This window comes from Mesorhizobium sp. M0808, assembly GCF_040320025.1.
In the GTDB taxonomy this organism is placed as follows: domain Bacteria; phylum Pseudomonadota; class Alphaproteobacteria; order Rhizobiales; family Rhizobiaceae; genus Mesorhizobium.
Window position 1 is genome coordinate 313804 of the sequence record NZ_JAMYOX010000002.1, and the last position, 14859, is coordinate 328662.

The 14859-nt window shown below is 63.2% G+C and carries 15 protein-coding genes; 6 read left to right on the forward strand and 9 right to left on the reverse strand.

Features of this window, described 5'->3' with window-relative positions:
* Nucleotides 1-34: 34 nt before the first annotated feature.
* The 3 genes from NKI25_RS04515 to NKI25_RS04525 all read right to left on the reverse strand — a co-directional run bounded on the left by NKI25_RS04515 (nucleotide 35) and on the right by NKI25_RS04525 (nucleotide 3925).
* Nucleotides 35-880 (reverse strand): aldo/keto reductase, encoded by an 846-nt coding sequence (locus tag NKI25_RS04515; protein WP_352698234.1) that lies wholly within the window; start codon nucleotides 878-880, stop codon nucleotides 35-37.
* A 109-nt stretch (nucleotides 881-989) separates the two neighbouring features.
* On the reverse strand, nucleotides 990-1376 hold the full coding sequence (copM, locus tag NKI25_RS04520) for a CopM family metallochaperone (RefSeq protein ID WP_352826827.1): 387 nt from the start codon (nucleotides 1374-1376) through the stop codon (nucleotides 990-992).
* Between the two features lie 44 nt (nucleotides 1377-1420).
* Nucleotides 1421-3925 (reverse strand): heavy metal translocating P-type ATPase, encoded by a 2505-nt coding sequence (locus NKI25_RS04525; protein WP_352998212.1) that lies wholly within the window; start codon nucleotides 3923-3925, stop codon nucleotides 1421-1423.
* 227 nt (nucleotides 3926-4152) lie between these two features.
* Between NKI25_RS04525 and NKI25_RS04530 the strand changes: the two genes are divergently transcribed.
* Together NKI25_RS04530 and murJ are read left to right on the forward strand one after the other, a co-directional pair.
* Nucleotides 4153-6951: a [protein-PII] uridylyltransferase gene (locus NKI25_RS04530; RefSeq protein WP_352591208.1), complete on the forward strand. Its 2799-nt coding sequence runs from the start codon at nucleotides 4153-4155 to the stop codon at nucleotides 6949-6951.
* 46 nt (nucleotides 6952-6997) lie between these two features.
* Nucleotides 6998-8596: a murein biosynthesis integral membrane protein MurJ gene (murJ, locus tag NKI25_RS04535; RefSeq protein WP_352755992.1), complete on the forward strand. Its 1599-nt coding sequence runs from the start codon at nucleotides 6998-7000 to the stop codon at nucleotides 8594-8596.
* Here the strand turns inward: murJ and NKI25_RS04540 are convergent.
* Both NKI25_RS04540 and NKI25_RS04545 read right to left on the reverse strand, forming a co-directional pair.
* Entirely contained in the window at nucleotides 8571-8975 is a 405-nt protein-coding gene (locus tag NKI25_RS04540; RefSeq protein WP_352614480.1) for a type II toxin-antitoxin system VapC family toxin, read from the reverse strand. The genes murJ and NKI25_RS04540 overlap by 26 nt on opposite strands.
* Entirely contained in the window at nucleotides 8975-9220 is a 246-nt protein-coding gene (locus tag NKI25_RS04545; protein WP_023676383.1) for a type II toxin-antitoxin system VapB family antitoxin, read from the reverse strand. Before NKI25_RS04545 ends, NKI25_RS04540 begins: the two co-directional genes overlap by 1 nt.
* Nucleotides 9221-9586: 366 nt before the next feature.
* On the opposite strand from NKI25_RS04545, the gene trpS reads away from it, so the two are divergent.
* The 3 genes from trpS to NKI25_RS04560 all read left to right on the forward strand — a co-directional run bounded on the left by trpS (nucleotide 9587) and on the right by NKI25_RS04560 (nucleotide 11965).
* A complete protein-coding gene (trpS, locus tag NKI25_RS04550; protein ID WP_352690993.1) occupies nucleotides 9587-10669 on the forward strand; it encodes a tryptophan--tRNA ligase in 1083 nt (360 codons plus the stop codon).
* A gap of 96 nt (nucleotides 10670-10765) precedes the next feature.
* Complete coding sequence (locus NKI25_RS04555; protein ID WP_023717912.1) at nucleotides 10766-11257, forward strand: universal stress protein; 492 nt, start codon at nucleotides 10766-10768, stop codon at nucleotides 11255-11257.
* Nucleotides 11258-11395: 138 nt separating this feature from the next.
* Entirely contained in the window at nucleotides 11396-11965 is a 570-nt protein-coding gene (locus tag NKI25_RS04560; protein WP_023676386.1) for a NifU family protein, read from the forward strand.
* A gap of 110 nt (nucleotides 11966-12075) precedes the next feature.
* On the opposite strand, the gene NKI25_RS04565 is transcribed toward NKI25_RS04560, so the two are convergent.
* From NKI25_RS04565 to NKI25_RS04580, 4 genes are all read right to left on the reverse strand, one after another.
* Nucleotides 12076-12693, reverse strand: coding sequence for a L,D-transpeptidase (locus tag NKI25_RS04565; protein WP_352591300.1), 618 nt, complete (start codon nucleotides 12691-12693; stop codon nucleotides 12076-12078).
* Between the two features lie 338 nt (nucleotides 12694-13031).
* Nucleotides 13032-13157, reverse strand: coding sequence for a hypothetical protein (locus NKI25_RS04570; protein ID WP_023676388.1), 126 nt, complete (start codon nucleotides 13155-13157; stop codon nucleotides 13032-13034).
* The gene (locus NKI25_RS04575) at nucleotides 13158-13286 is read right to left on the reverse strand and encodes a hypothetical protein (protein WP_023676389.1); all 129 of its coding nucleotides are present in this window, start codon (nucleotides 13284-13286) and stop codon (nucleotides 13158-13160) included.
* Nucleotides 13287-13445: 159 nt separating this feature from the next.
* Nucleotides 13446-13772, reverse strand: a complete 327-nt coding sequence (locus tag NKI25_RS04580) for a GYD domain-containing protein (RefSeq protein ID WP_352476054.1) — start codon at nucleotides 13770-13772, stop codon at nucleotides 13446-13448.
* A 149-nt stretch (nucleotides 13773-13921) separates the two neighbouring features.
* On the opposite strand from NKI25_RS04580, the gene NKI25_RS04585 reads away from it, so the two are divergent.
* Nucleotides 13922-14221: a DUF1330 domain-containing protein gene (locus NKI25_RS04585; RefSeq protein WP_352570234.1), complete on the forward strand. Its 300-nt coding sequence runs from the start codon at nucleotides 13922-13924 to the stop codon at nucleotides 14219-14221.
* Nucleotides 14222-14859 lie beyond the last annotated feature (638 nt).

Here is a 14859-nt window from a genome sequence, read left to right on the forward strand (position 1 = left end):
GAACGCTGCTTTGGCTTGCCTTCCGCCCCACCCCTCAAATCATCGCCAGGCCCGACTTCCGCCTCGGCGGTGGGAAGGCGCGGTCAATTTCGGCGAAATCTTCGCTCGTGAGCTCAATCTCCAACGCCGCGACATTCTGCCGGATATGCTCCGGGCGGCTGGCCTTCGGAATGGCGATGACGCCCTCCTGCGCCATCACCCATGCAAGTGCGATCTGCGCCGGCGTCGCACCGTGGCGGGCGGCGATGGCATCTAACCTGGCGTTGCGCGCCAATACCCCCTGATCGACCGGCGAATAGGCCATCAGCGGCATGCCGCGTTGCCGGCTCCACGGGGCGAGGTCGAACTCGACGCCGCGCTGCGACAGATTGTAGAGCACCTGGTTGGTCTGGACGTTGCCGCCGGCCGGCAACCGGACCAGCTCCTCCATCTCGCCGGTATCGAAATTGCTGACGCCCCAATGGCGGATCTTGCCGGCCGCCTTCAACGCTTCGAACGCCTCTACCGTTTCCATCAAAGGCACGCTGCCCGGCCAATGCAAGAGATAGAGATCAATGCGGTCGGTGGCGAGATGCCTCAGGCTGTTCTCGCAGGCCCGTTTCACGCCGGCGCGTGAGGCATTGGACGGCAGCACCTTGGAGACCAGGAAAACCTCGTCGCGGCGCCCGGCGATGGCCTCCGCCACCACCTCCTCGGCGCCGCCGCTGGCATACATTTCGGCGGTGTCGATCAGCGTCATGCCGAGATCCAGCCCGAGCTTCAGGGCATTGGCCTCGTCGCCACGGCGGCGAGCGTCTTCGCCCATCTTCCAGGTGCCCTGGCCGAGCACCGGCACAGCTTCGCCGCAGGGCAGGGAGGTCGTTCTTATCGTCGATGGCATGGCATGCTCCAGTCCGAGGCCCGGATAGCACCATAGCCGCCAAGGGAAATCCAGGCGAAGCAGAAATCCAGGTGAAGCCTCTCGCCCGGATTCCTCGACAGCGTGACGCCTACTTCGCCGGATGGGAGGCAAGCCAGTCCTGCATCTGCTTGATCTCGGCTTGCTGCGCGGCGATCACCGCTTCCGCCAGCTTGCGGATTTCCGGATCCTTGCCATTGGCGAGCTCGATCTTGGCCATGTCGATGGCCGCCTGGTGATGCGGGATCATGCCGCGGGCGAAATCGACATCGGCATTGCCGGAATATTCGATTGCCATCATGTCGGTATGCATCTTGTCCATCGCCGCCTTGTAGCCCTCGCTCGAGGGGCTCTGCGCGCCCATTGCGCCCATGTCGTGCTTCATCTCCTCGGCTTGTGCCGGAACACTTTCGAGGAAAACGGCAAGCAGCATTCCCGCCGCCATCATCAGCAGCACGATCTTCTTGGCCAAGGTCATTCATCGTCTCCTTTTTTTGAACAGGGTCTATCTGGAAGTTTTACTCAGAGTTTCAACGTCCTGAGCCGCAATGCGTTGGCGATCACCGAAACCGAAGACAGGCTCATCGCCGCCGCCGCGAGCATCGGCGACAGCAGCGTGCCGGTGAGCGGATAAAGCACGCCGGCAGCAACCGGCACGCCGAGCACATTGTAGAGGAAAGCGAAAAACAGGTTCTGGCGGATGTTGCGGATCGTCGCGCGGGCGAGCGTCCTCGCCCTGACGATGCCGTTGAGATCGCCCTTGACCAGCGTAATTCCCGCACTTTCGACCGCAACATCGGCGCCGGTGCCCATCGCGATGCCGACATCGGCGGCGGCAAGTGCGGGCGCATCGTTGACGCCGTCGCCGGCCATGGCAACGCCGGCACCGCCGGCGCGCAATTCCTCGACCAGCGCGTTCTTCTGTTCGGGCAAGAGCCCGGGACGCACCGCGTCGATGCCAAGCTTGGCTGCGATGGCCTTGGCAGTACGCTCGTTGTCGCCGGTCGCCATGACGATCTTCAGCCCGCTGTCATGCAGTGCCTTGATCGCCTCGGCGGTGGTCGCCTTGATCGGGTCGGCGACGGCGACGAGGCCGGCGAGCCGGTTGCCGACAGCAACGAACATCGCGGTCTTGCCGTCGGCCTGCAGCGCCTCGGCGCTGGCCAGGACCGAAGCCGTGTCGATGCCGAGATCGGCCATCATCGCGGCATTGCCGAGCGCCACCTTCTGCCCCGAGACCGTGCCGGAAACGCCCTTGCCGGTGACGGCCTCGAAACCGCTCGCGTCGGGGACCTTCACGCCCCGTTCGCGGGCGCCGTCGACGATCGCCTCGGCCAGCGAATGCTCCGAGCCTTTTTCCAGCCCGGCGGCGAGCGCCAGCAGATCGTCTTGCGCCATGCCTTCGACGGCGATGACGTCGGTCAGCCGCGGCCGGCCTTCGGTCAGCGTTCCCGTCTTGTCGACGATCAGCGTGTCGACCGAGGCAAAGCGTTCGAGCGCCGCCGCTTCCTTGATCAGCACGCCGGCATGCGCGCCGCGCCCGGTGGCGGTCATGATCGACATTGGCGTGGCAAGGCCGAGCGCACACGGACAGGCGATGATCAGCACCGAGACCGCCGAGACGATGGCAAACACCAGGCTGGGTTCCGGTCCGACGATCGCCCAGGCGACGAACGCTATGATTGCGACCAGCACGACGGCCGGGACGAAGTAGAACGAGACGCGGTCGGCCAACCCCTGGATCGGCGCGCGCGAACGCTGCGCCTTGGCGACCAGCTCGACGATGCGCGCCAGCGTCGTCTCGGCACCGATCCTTTCGGCGCGCATGATCAGCGAACCGTTCCTGTTCAGCGTGCCGCCGGTGAGGTTGTCGCCTTCGGTCTTCTCGACCGGCAGCGGCTCGCCTGTGATCATCGATTCATCGATGGAAGAGCGTCCTTCGAGCACAATGCCGTCGACCGGCACGGCGTCACCGGGGCGGATGCGCAGGCGGTCGCCGGCCTTGACCGTATCGAGCGGCACGTCGTTTTCGGAACCGTCCGCGCCGATCAGCCGCGCCGTCTTCGGCGCCAGGTCGAGCAGCGCACGGATCGCCGACCCGGTTTTCTCGCGGGCGCGCAATTCCAGCACCTGGCCGAGGAACACCAGCGCAACGATCACCGCCGCCGCCTCGAAATAGACCGGCACGGTGCCGTCATGGCCGCGGAACTGGTGCGGAAAGAGGCCTGGAAACAGCGTGGCGACGACGCTGTAGAGATAGGCGGCACCGACGCCGAGCGAAATCAGCGTCCACATATTGGGGCTGCGGTTGAGGACCGAGTTCCAGCCGCGATGGAAGAACGGGAATGCCGCCCACAGCACCACCGGGCTGGCCAGCGCCAGCTCCAGCCAGACCTTCGCGCGGTCGTCGATGAAGGCCTGAAACGTCAGGCCGAGCATCGGCGCCATGGCGATGAGCAGCAACGGCACGGACAGCACCGCGCTCACCCAAAAGCGCCTGGTGAAGTCGACCAGTTCGGGGTTAGGTCCCTCGTCGCCGGTCGGCACGCCCATCGGTTCGAGCGCCATGCCGCAGATCGGGCAGGAGCCGGGCTTGTCGCGGATGATTTCCGGATGCATCGGGCAGGTGTATTGCGTGCCCTTGGGCATCGGCTGCGGCGCCGGCCTGTCGCCGAGATATTTTGCCGGCCCGGCTTCGAACTTCGCCTTGCAGCCGGCCGAGCAGAAATAGAAGCCCCGGCCCTCGTGCCGCAAAAAGTGCTTGGCCGTGGCGCGATCGACGCTCATGCCGCAGACGGGATCGGTTGCGGTCAGGTATTTTTCCGGCTCGGCGACGAATTTCGCGCGGCAGCTCTCGCTGCAGAAATGATAGCGATGGCCGTCATGCTCGGCCGTTGGCTTGCCGGCAGCCGGATCGACGGTCATGCCGCAGACCGGATCGCGGACGACGGCGTCCGCAGCAGAGGAGACGCCTTTTGCCGAGCAGCAGCTGCCATGGGCGTGATGATGGTGATCGGAATGCGTCATGCCGAAAGCCCCCGTAGTTCGGTGTTGCGGCGGAGGTAGTGCTTCCAGTAACTGGAAGGTCAAGGGCTGATTTCGATTTTTCGTGGCCAGGCCCAAACTGCACCGGCCGCGGGCATGAGACGATCGTCCCGTTCCACGGCTGCGGAGAACGCGTCCGTCCGCCCCATACCCAGCGCCGCGAAAACGCGCTATAGACGCCGCCGAAACGGCGAGGCCGAACGGCATTTATGGCAAGAATATCCCTGAAGCTCGAGGAACTGATCGACGGCGAAGCCTTGCGCCGCGAGATGACCGAACTGACCGAGGCGACGGCAGGCGACGGCTCCGGCAAGGCCGCGCGCAGCGGCGTTCTCAAGCTTCTCAAAAGCCGGCTCGCCGACGGCCGCACGGTCGCCGAACGCATGCTGATGGACGATGGCAGCGGTACCGCCTGCGCCGCCCGGCTGTCGCATCTGATGGATGAGATCATCCGCGCGCTCTACGACTTCGCCGCCACCCATGTCTATCGCGTCAAAAACCCGTCATCGGCCGAGCGCATGGCGGTCGTGGCCGTCGGCGGCTATGGCCGTGGCACGCTGGCGCCCGGGTCTGACATCGACCTGCTGTTCCTGCTGCCCTACAAGCAGACGCCATGGGGCGAGCAGATCGTCGAATACATGCTCTACATGCTGTGGGACCTGGGGCTGAAGGTCGGCCACGCCACCCGCAACATCGACGAGTGCCTCAGGCTGTCGCGCACCGACATCACCATCCGCACCTCGATCCTGGAGGCGCGCTTCCTGTGGGGCGAGCAAAAACTCTACGACGAGCTTTTGCAGCGCTTCGACCACGAGGTGGTGCGCACCACCGGCCCCGAATATGTCCAGGCCAAGCTCGCCGAACGCGACGAGCGCCACGCCAAGGCCGGCGAGAGCCGTTACCTGGTCGAACCCAACGTCAAGGACGGCAAGGGCGGCCTGCGCGACCTGCAGACGCTGTTCTGGATCGCCAAATATTTCTACCGCGTGCGCACCGGCGAGGAACTGGTCGACAAGGGCGTCTTCACCGACGCCGAATACAGGGAATTCCAGAAGGCCGAGGATTTCCTATGGGCGGTGCGCTGCCACATGCATTTCCTCACCGGCAAGGCCGAGGAGCGGCTGCATTTCGACATCCAGCGCGACATTGCCGAGCGGCTGGGCTACACCACCCATCCCGGCCTGTCGGCGGTCGAACGCTTCATGAAGCACTACTTCCTCGTCGCCAAGGATGTCGGCGACCTAACCCGCATTTTCTGCGCCGCGCTCGAGGAGGAGCAAGCCAAGCATGTGCCGGGCTTCAACCGCATCTTCCTCACCTTCTCGCGGCGCAAGCGCAAGCTCGCCGGCACGGCCGATTTCATCGTCGACAACCACCGCATCAACATTGCCGACGACGAGGTGTTCGAGCGCGATCCGGTTAACCTGCTCAGGCTGTTCTGGTTTGCCGACAAGCATGGCCTGGAATTCCACCCCGATGCGCTGAAGCTTTTGACCCGTTCGCTCGGCCTCGTCGGCAAGGCGCTCAGGCGCGACGAGGAGGCCAACCGGCTGTTCCTCGATATCTTGACCTCGGACCGCAATGCCGAGCTCAATCTGCGGCGCATGAACGAGGCCGGACTGCTGGCAAAGCTGATCCCGGATTTCGGCAAGATCGTCGCCATGATGCAGTTCTCGATGTACCACCACTACACGGTGGACGAGCACCTCATCCGCTGCATCGGGGTGCTGGCCGAGATCGAGCGCGGCGACGGGGAAAAGATCCATCCACTCGCCCACTCGCTGATGCCGGGGCTGAAGAAGAGCCGCGAGGCGCTCTATGTCGCCGTGCTGCTGCACGACATCGCCAAGGGCAGGCCGGAGGACCATTCGCAAGCCGGCGCCAGGATCGCCCGGCGCATCTGCCCGCATATGGGGCTCTCGCCGGCCGACACCGAAACGGTCGCCTGGCTGGTCGAGAACCACCTCGTCATGTCGATGACGGCGCAGACCCGCGATCTCAACGACCGCAAGACGATCGAGGATTTTGCCGCCATCGTGCAGTCGGTCGAACGGCTGAAGATGCTGCTTGTGCTTACCGTCTGCGATATCCGCGGCGTCGGGCCTGGGGTCTGGAACGGCTGGAAGGGCCAGCTGCTGCGTACGCTCTATTACGAGACCGAGCTTTTGTTGACCGGCGGGTTTTCGGAGGTGTCGCGCGCCAAACGGACGGCGGCGGCGCGCGAACAACTGGCCGAGGCGCTTGCCGACTGGCCGGAAAAGGCCCGCAAGCGTTATGTCGGCCAGCACTACGAGAACTATCTGCTGGCGGTCGATCTTCCCGACCAGCTCCGCCATGCCGAATTCATCCGCGAGGCCGATCACGCCGGCAAGAAGCTCGCCACCATGGTGAAAACCCACCAGTTCGAGGCGGTGACCGAGATCACGGTGCTGGCGCAGGACCATCCGCGCCTGCTCTCGGTGATTGCCGGCGCCTGTGCCGCGGCCGGCGGCAACATCGTAGACGCGCAGATCTTCACCACCTCGGATGGTCGGGCGCTCGACACCATCCTGATCTCGAGGGAGTTCGACCTCGACGAGGACGAGCGCCGCCGTGCCGAGCGCGTCGGCCGGCTGATCGAGGACGTGCTGTCGGGCAAGAGCTGGCTGCCCGAAATGATCGAGAAGCGGACCAAGCCGCGGCGCGGCGCCAAGGTTTTCCGTATTCCGCCACGCGCCGAGATCCGCAACACGCTGTCGAACCGTTTCTCGGTGATCGAGGTCGAGGGGCTGGACAGGCCGGGCCTTCTGTCGGAGATCACCGGCATGTTGTCGGACCTGTCGCTCGACATCGCCTCGGCCCACATCACCACCTTCGGCGAAAAAGTCATCGACACGTTCTACGTCACCGATCTCACCGGCCAGAAGATCGACAGCCCGTCGCGTACGGCGACCATCCGCAACAGGCTGATCGCGGTGCTCGAGGGCACGGCGTCCGAGCGCGGCAAGACCAAAACGGCCGCCGAGTGACTGTTACCTTCCATTTGCCCCAATCGCACAGGCAGTCTTCAAGCGCATGAGCCTTGTCAAGAAATTCGCCACGGTCGCTTCCGGCACGCTGATGAGCCGCGCCCTCGGTTTCGGCCGCGAGATGCTGATGGCTGCCGCACTCGGCACCGGGCCGATCGCCGACGCCTTCAACGCCGCCTTCCAGTTTCCCAACACCTTTCGCCGGCTGTTCGCCGAAGGCGCCTTCAATGCCGCCTTCGTGCCGCTGTTCGCCAAGGAGATCGAGACACACGGCACCGACGGCGCCAAGCGCTTTTCCGAAGAGGTGTTCGGCGTCTTGTTCACGGCGCTTCTGGCGCTGACCATCGCCATGGAACTGGCGATGCCGCTGATCGTGCGCTACCTGGTGGCGCCGGGCTTTGCCGACACGCCGGGAAAATTCGAGACGACGGTGGCGCTGGCGACCGTCATGTTCCCCTACCTGATCTGCATGTCGCTCGGCGCCATGATGGCCGGGATGCTGAATTCGCTGCGCCGCTATTTCGCCGCTGCGGTGGCGCCGGTGTTCCTCAACGTCATCCTTATCGCCGTGCTTGCCTATGCCTGGTACAAGGGTTCGGACGCCGGCACCGTTGGTTTCGGCCTGGCCTGGGGCGTGCTGGCGGCCGGCCTGGTGCAGCTGGCGATCGTCTGGGCGGCGGTGCGCCATGCCGGCATTTCGATCGGCTTCCGGCGGCCGAAGATGACGCCGAACGTCAAGCGGCTGCTGATCCTGGCGCTGCCGGCGGCGATCACCGGCGGCATCACCCAGATCAACCAGCTGATCGGCACGGCGATCGCATCGGCGCAGGACAGCGCGGTGTCGTCGCTGGCCTATGCCGACCGCGTCTACCAGCTGCCGCTGGGCGTCGTCGGCGTCGCCGTCGCCATCGTGCTTTTGCCGGAACTGTCGCGGGCACTGAAATCAGGCAATCTGGTCGAGGCCGCCAATCTGCAGAACCGCTCGGTCGAGTTTACCCTTTTCATGACCTTGCCGGCGGCGGCCGCGCTGCTGGTTATGTCCGAGCCGATCGTGCGGCTGGTCTATGAGCGCGGCGCCTTTGCCGCCAACAATTCGACGCCGACGGTCGCGGCAATCCTGGCGATCTTCGGCCTCGGCCTGCCGGCCTTCGTGCTGATCAAGGCGTTCACCCCAGGCTATTTCGCCCGCGAGGACACGCGCACGCCAATGATTTTCGCCGCCATCTCGGTGGCGGTTAACATTACGACGGCGCTGACGCTGTTTCCGACCATGGGCGCGCCCGGCATTGCCGTTGCCTCCGCTGTCGCAGGCTGGGTCAATGCGGCGATGCTGCTCGCCGTGCTGATCCGGCGCGGCCATTGGGGCCGCGACGTGCCGCTCATGAAACGCATCCCGCGGCTGGTGCTGTCGGCGGCGGTGATGGCCGCGGCGCTCTATTTTGCCGAGCACTGGTTCGCCGCAAGTCTCGGCTCCGGCTCGCCGCTGGTGATCAAGGCGGTAACCCTGCTTGCGCTCGTCGCCGGCGGGGCGCTGCTTTACTTCGTCACCGCCTTCGCCACCGGCGGCGCCGATTTCGGCATGATCCGCCGCAATATCGGGCGCAAGGGCTCCCAGCCGGTCAAGCAACAGTCTCCAGATCCGTGAAGCGGAATTCGTCCGCCGTCGAAAGCATCGGAACGGCGTAGTAGCGCGCACAGGCGTAGTGGAAACAGTCGGCCATGTTGAGGCGGCCAGCGTTGTTGCGAAACCGCGACGCAGCCTCGACTGACAGAGATGCTGCGTCAGAGGAAGGCGGAAGCTCCCGCAAGGTGATTCCACGCTCTTCGAGAAAACGGCTGACTATCTTGAAGCTTGTGGCGACCGGTACGGCCAGCTTTTCCGATCGCGAAAGCGCCATCGCGGCTTCCCAAACCGCGATCGCCGACGTGAACGGAGCCGACGCTTTCATGACCGCCTGCGCGCAGCGCGGGGCTTCGGTCTCGTTGCTCAGTATGGCAACGATAGCGGCAGCATCGATGAACATCAGTCTTCGCCGGACAATTCGTCGTAGACCGAGCGCGGCAGCGGCTTGCGCGCCTGCTCGCTCAGCTCAATACCGAACTCGGCCCGGAGCCGTGCCGCCGTCTCCAGCGGCGTCTCGCGATTGCGTCGGCGCTCCAGAGCTTCGCGCATGGCGATCACGATTGCCTCGGTGATCCCGACACCTTCAAGCCTGGCAAAAGCCCGCGTCAGGCTGTCCGCTTCCTTGTTGTTGATGTTGATCGTCATTGTTTTGCTTCCGCTGTGTAGCAAATATTATGTAGCTATCTACATCAGTCCGTCAATGTGGCCCTAAGCCAAATCGAAGCGATTGCCGAGGCGAGCTATTTTGTTCTTGCTTTGTGCCGGCAGCTATGCTAGTAACTTCGGTATGGGTGCTCATTGGCGCCGAAGACCCGCCGCAAGGCGGGTTTTTGTTTCTGGTCGGCGTCATCCCCTTCAAACAGCCTCCTGCGGCGTCTTGCTCGGCCGACGCCAAAGCCTGCGCGCCCAGTCAATACCCCTCTTGATCGCCTCCTCGCTCTCGTCCATAAGCGCGCCGTCGCAAGACTTTCGCCGCGCGCGAAACGGCCCTCCACAAGCCAGGGAAACACTATGACCGACCTCAACCAGCCCGCCTTCAAGCCGCTCGTGTTTTCCGGCGTCCAGCCAACCGGCAATCTGCATCTCGGCAATTATCTCGGCGCCATCAAGAAATTCGTCGCCCTGCAGGACACTTCCGACTGCATCTATTGCGTCGTCGACCTGCATTCGCTGACCGCGCAGCTCGTCTATGAGGACCTTCAGGACCAGACGCGTTCGATCACCGCGGCGTTTCTCGCCTCCGGCATCGACCCGACCAAGCACATCGTCTTCAACCAGTCGCGGGTGATGCAGCACGCCGAGCTTGCCTGGATCTTCAACTGCGTGGCGCGCATCGGTTGGATGAACCGCATGACGCAGTTCAAGGACAAGGCCGGCAAGGACCGCGAGAACGCCTCGCTCGGCCTGCTTGCCTATCCCTCCCTGATGGCCGCCGACATCCTTGTCTACCGCGCCACCCACGTGCCGGTCGGCGACGACCAGAAGCAGCATCTGGAGCTGACCCGCGACATTGCGCAGAAATTCAACAACGACTTTTCAGACCGCATCGCGGCGCTTGGTGTCGGCGTCGAGATGCAGGTCGGCGAAGAGACGGTGAACGGCTATTTCCCACTGACCGAGCCGGTCATCGGCGGCCCGGCGGCGCGCATCATGTCGCTGCGCGATGGTTCGAAGAAGATGTCGAAGTCCGACCCGTCGGACCTGTCGCGCATCAATCTGACCGATGATGCCGATGCCATCTCGAAGAAGATCCGCAAGGCCAAGACCGACCCGGAGGCTTTGCCCGGCGAACTGGACGGGCTTGCCGGTCGGCCGGAAGCGGAAAACCTCGTCGGCATCTATGCCGGCCTCGCCGAAATCTCGAAAGAGGCCGTGCTGAAAGAGTTCGGCGGCCACCAGTTTTCGGTGTTCAAGCCGGCGCTGGCCGATCTTGCCGTGGAAAAGCTGGCGCCGATCGCCGGCGAGATGCGCCGCATCTCCGCTGACCGCGCCTATGTCGACGCGGTGCTGCGGGATGGCGGCGAGCGTGCCGGCACATTGGCCGAAGCGACGATGAAGACCGTGCGCGACATTATCGGCCTGCTGCAAGGCTGACCTTAGAGCGGCGCCCTGTCGCCACAGCCGCCGGTCGCTTGCGGGCGGGCTGTGGCGGTGGCAGATTGCGAACCGAAACCATCGAACAGGGTGAATATGGTCTCCAAACGCCTCAGCCGCGAAGCCGGTCATCGTCGCAAGTTCCTGGCGATCATCGACGATACGCCAGAATGCGAGCGCGCCGTCGCCTACGCCTCGAAGCGGGCGCAAAGCACGGGCGGCGTACTGGTGCTGCTCTATGTCATCGAGCCGGATGATTTCCAGCACTGGCTGGGCGTCGAGAAGATCATGCGCGAGGAGGCGACCGCCACGGCGCGTGCGGCACTCGACAGCTACGCCAACAAGGTGCGCCAGAAGCTCGGCATCGAGCCGGAACTGGTGGTGCGCGAAGGCAAGCCGACCGAAGAGATCCACAAGCTGATCGAGGAAGACCAGGACATCGCCATCCTGGTGCTGGCGGCAGGCGCCGGCAAGGAAGGGCCTGGGCCGCTGGTCGGCGCGGTCGCCGGCAAGGGCGCCGCCTTTCCGATTCCGGTCACGGTGGTGCCGCAGAACCTGTCGGACGAAGAGATCGACAGCCTCGCCTGAGCGCGCCTCGCTCAAGGCAGGGGTAAAACATTCCGCCTGCCGCTTCCGCCGACGATGCCTTTCGCTTGAATGTCGGGCGGATAAAGCCTAATTAGAATTATTCCAAACTAGCTGCCCGAAACGGGCACGGAGACGGCCATGTTCATCCAGACCGAGTCGACGCCAAACCCGGCGACGCTGAAATTCCTGCCCGGCAAGGAAGTGCTGCAAGAAGGCACCGCCGATTTCCGCGATGCCGATAGCGCCGCGACGGCTTCGCCGCTCGCCGGCCGGCTGTTCGAAATCCCCGGCGTCACCGGCGTCTTCTTCGGCTATGATTTCATCACCGTGACCAAGGACGGCCCCGACTGGCAGCATCTGAAGCCGGCTATCCTCGGCGCCATCATGGAGCATTTCATGTCCGGCGCCCCGGTGATGGCCAAGGCCGGCCCCGCCGCCGAGACCAGCCAGACCGGCGAATTCTACGACAAGGCCGACGAGGAGTTGGTCGTCACCATCAAGGAGCTGCTCGACACGCGGGTGCGCCCGGCGGTGGCCCAGGACGGCGGCGACATCACCTTCCGCGGCTTCGAGAACGGCACCGTGTTCCTGCACATGAAGGGCGCCTGCGCCGGCTGCCCGTCGTCGACCGCGACGCTGAAGCACGGCATCCAGAACCTGCTCCGGCACTTTGTGCCGGAAGTGCAGCACGTCGAACAGGTCTCCTGACGCACCGTTCCATCGTCAACATCGATAGACAACAAAAAACCGGGCCAAAGTGCCCGGTTTTCTGTTTGCGACGTCTGTGTTGTTGCCTAGACGGTCCGCGTATAAGGGTCTTATATCACGATGACCTTGGCGCCGACCGAGGTGCGGTCGTAGAGGTCGATAATGTCCTGGTTCATCAGCCGGATGCAGCCCGACGACATCGCCTTGCCGATCGAATTCCATTCCGGGCTGCCATGCAGGCGATAACCCATGTCGCCGCCCTTGTTGAACAGGTACATGGCGCGCGCGCCGAGCGGGTTCTTCAACCCCGGGTCCATGCCACCGGCAAACTTGGCCAACTCCGGCTGGCGCTTGATCATCTGCGAAGGCGGTGTCCAGGTCGGCCATTCGCGCTTCAGCGCGATATGGGCGGTGCCGTGCCATTCGAAACCCTCACGGCCGACGCCGATGCCGTAGCGCATCGCTTCGCCGTCGCCCATGACGAAATAGAGGAACTTGTTCTGCGTATCGACGATAATGGTGCCCGGCTTTTCCTTGGTGTCGTAGTCGACGATCTGCCGGCGGTATTTGAACGGCACCTTTTCGATCGGAACGCGCGGCAGGTGATAGCCGGCGTCGGTCACCGCGCCGTAGTTGTTGGTGAAGATCTGCGAGCCGATGGTGCTGCAACCGGCGACAGCCGTCGACAGCGCCAGGGCCGCGACGATTGCAAGTGACTTCATGCGCATGAAAAGGTCCGATGCCTGCCCAAACAACAGCGGCTCGAGTCGGCCGCTTTTTTCATCTTCATTCATGCTGGCATTTGCTTTGCTTGCCAAGCGGGCGATGCCTATATCCTTGGACTTGTGTGCTGGTAAACCTGCGACTATGGCATTTCGGCAACAGCCCCCGCAGGATTATGTTGCAAAATCAATGGGCCAAGAACAAGAACCAGGAGACGAAGAAATCACCCATGAATGTCGGTGACGCTGCCCGGCGCTCTGGCCTGCGGCCAAGACCATCCGTTGCTGCGAGGAGATCGGACTGAGACGCGGCCGCTGCAGGAGAAAGTCCAGACGGGCCGGGTTTAATAAAGGACGCCGCGAAGCACGGTCCAAGCCAGAAGCCCGAACGTGCCGATCACCACCAATGCACCCAGGACCGTGCCGATCGTTTCAGGCAGTCCATCGGGGCGACCAGGACCGTCGGCCATTCAACTATCGATCATGACGTAGGCCGCACCAAACACGGCAACGATAATTGCCCCAAGCACCGCCCATCCTCTGATGGCCGGGCGGATTTCCTCCGGCGTCGCTGATTTCCGGTCGTCATCTTCCGTCATCTAATGCTCCTCGTAAAACACCGTAGCCGACATTGAAAGCGCAAGCTGCCGGCGCTGCCAAGAGCCGCAGTGGACTCTTTTGCGCAAAAGTTTAGGAACGTGCGCAGTTCGCGAGCAAGCGTTACCAGCCTTCGACACTCCGCAAAGCGCGGGCGGCGGTCACGATCCCGGTGGGCGATACCGGATCGACTTGGCTTTCCCAAGGGCTTCCATCGTCTCTTCGACACTTAGCAGCACGGTGGTCTCGTAAGAGCTGAGCGCGCCTCCCGCACCGATGGCGAGCATGACGGATGCCATCGACACGTTGTCCGGCGCCTCCCATAGGTTCCAGCCATCGTACTCTCCGAAGGCATACCAGAACCCGTGCAGCTTTCCGCCGACCGACTCGATGTAGGAACGGGCAGCCTCGCGTCTATCCTCGGGATTATCCATCAAGCGCGCCCAGGTTTCGGGCCTGTAGCTGAATCGCGTGAGATACATCGGCATGGTTCGTCTCTCCCAGAGCTGCCCCCACCAAGACAGTTAAGCGCCCCAATCCGGGAGAACGCGAGTCGTTTCCGAGGCGTAGTACCGCTGGCTTAGTTGCGGGGCCGCTAATAGACCTGTTTCAATGTTTTTTTCAGGGAGTAAGGTCAATGGCCGCATATCTCATTGCTGATGTAGACATAACCGACGCCGCCGTTTTCGAGGAATACCGCCGGGATGTGCCGGCAACCGAAGCCCGCTATGGGGGGAGGTACATCGCTCGCGGCGGAGCCACCAAAGTTCTGGAGGGCGATTGGGAACCTCATCGCCTCGTCATTGTCGAATTCCCGGACATGGCGTCCCTCCTGGCATGGTACGACTCTCCAGAATACAGCCGCCTCAAAGCCATCCGCGAACGCTGCGCAAAGACGAGAATTATTGCCCTGGAAGGGATGATGCCGATTAGCTGAGGGCCGGGTCGATGACAATGGCAAATCTGAGTTGCCATATCTGGTGCGGCCCGGCGACGGGACAGGAGCATTCTGATATGAATCAGCAAGCTTTAAACTTGCGGGCGGGAAATGACGGCCAATGATGGGAGGATGACGCCGGAAGCACTCATTGACGGGACCTACAAATCAATATGACCCAACACCAGATCGGCAGGCGGTGTTGCAGCGTGACCTAGGGTTGTGTCATGGCATTGAAAATGCCGGCGCCAACTATCGCACATAAGGCTGCGGCCCCAAGCCCTCCCACAATGATGCACCACCAGGCGCGGCCATTTCCCCGAAGCACGGGATTCATTTTTATCATCCGTCGCGCCAGAAGCCCCTGGTAGAGTGCATAAGAAGACCCGAAACCGGCGAGCCAAATGACGGAAAATACGACGCCCCGCGTGAGCATCCTATTGAGCCTAGTCTGCTCGACCGTCAAACTTGCATTCTCAGTAACCATGCTTCGCCACCTTTTTGATTATGCTGCGACCACTATCGGGCCTGCAGCGGTGAATATTAGATCAACCGCGACGCCTCGCGAAAACATAGCTCCCCTCACCAGTAGGAAACGCATTCATAACGCGAGCGGCCCGCCTTGTGGAAGGGCGGGC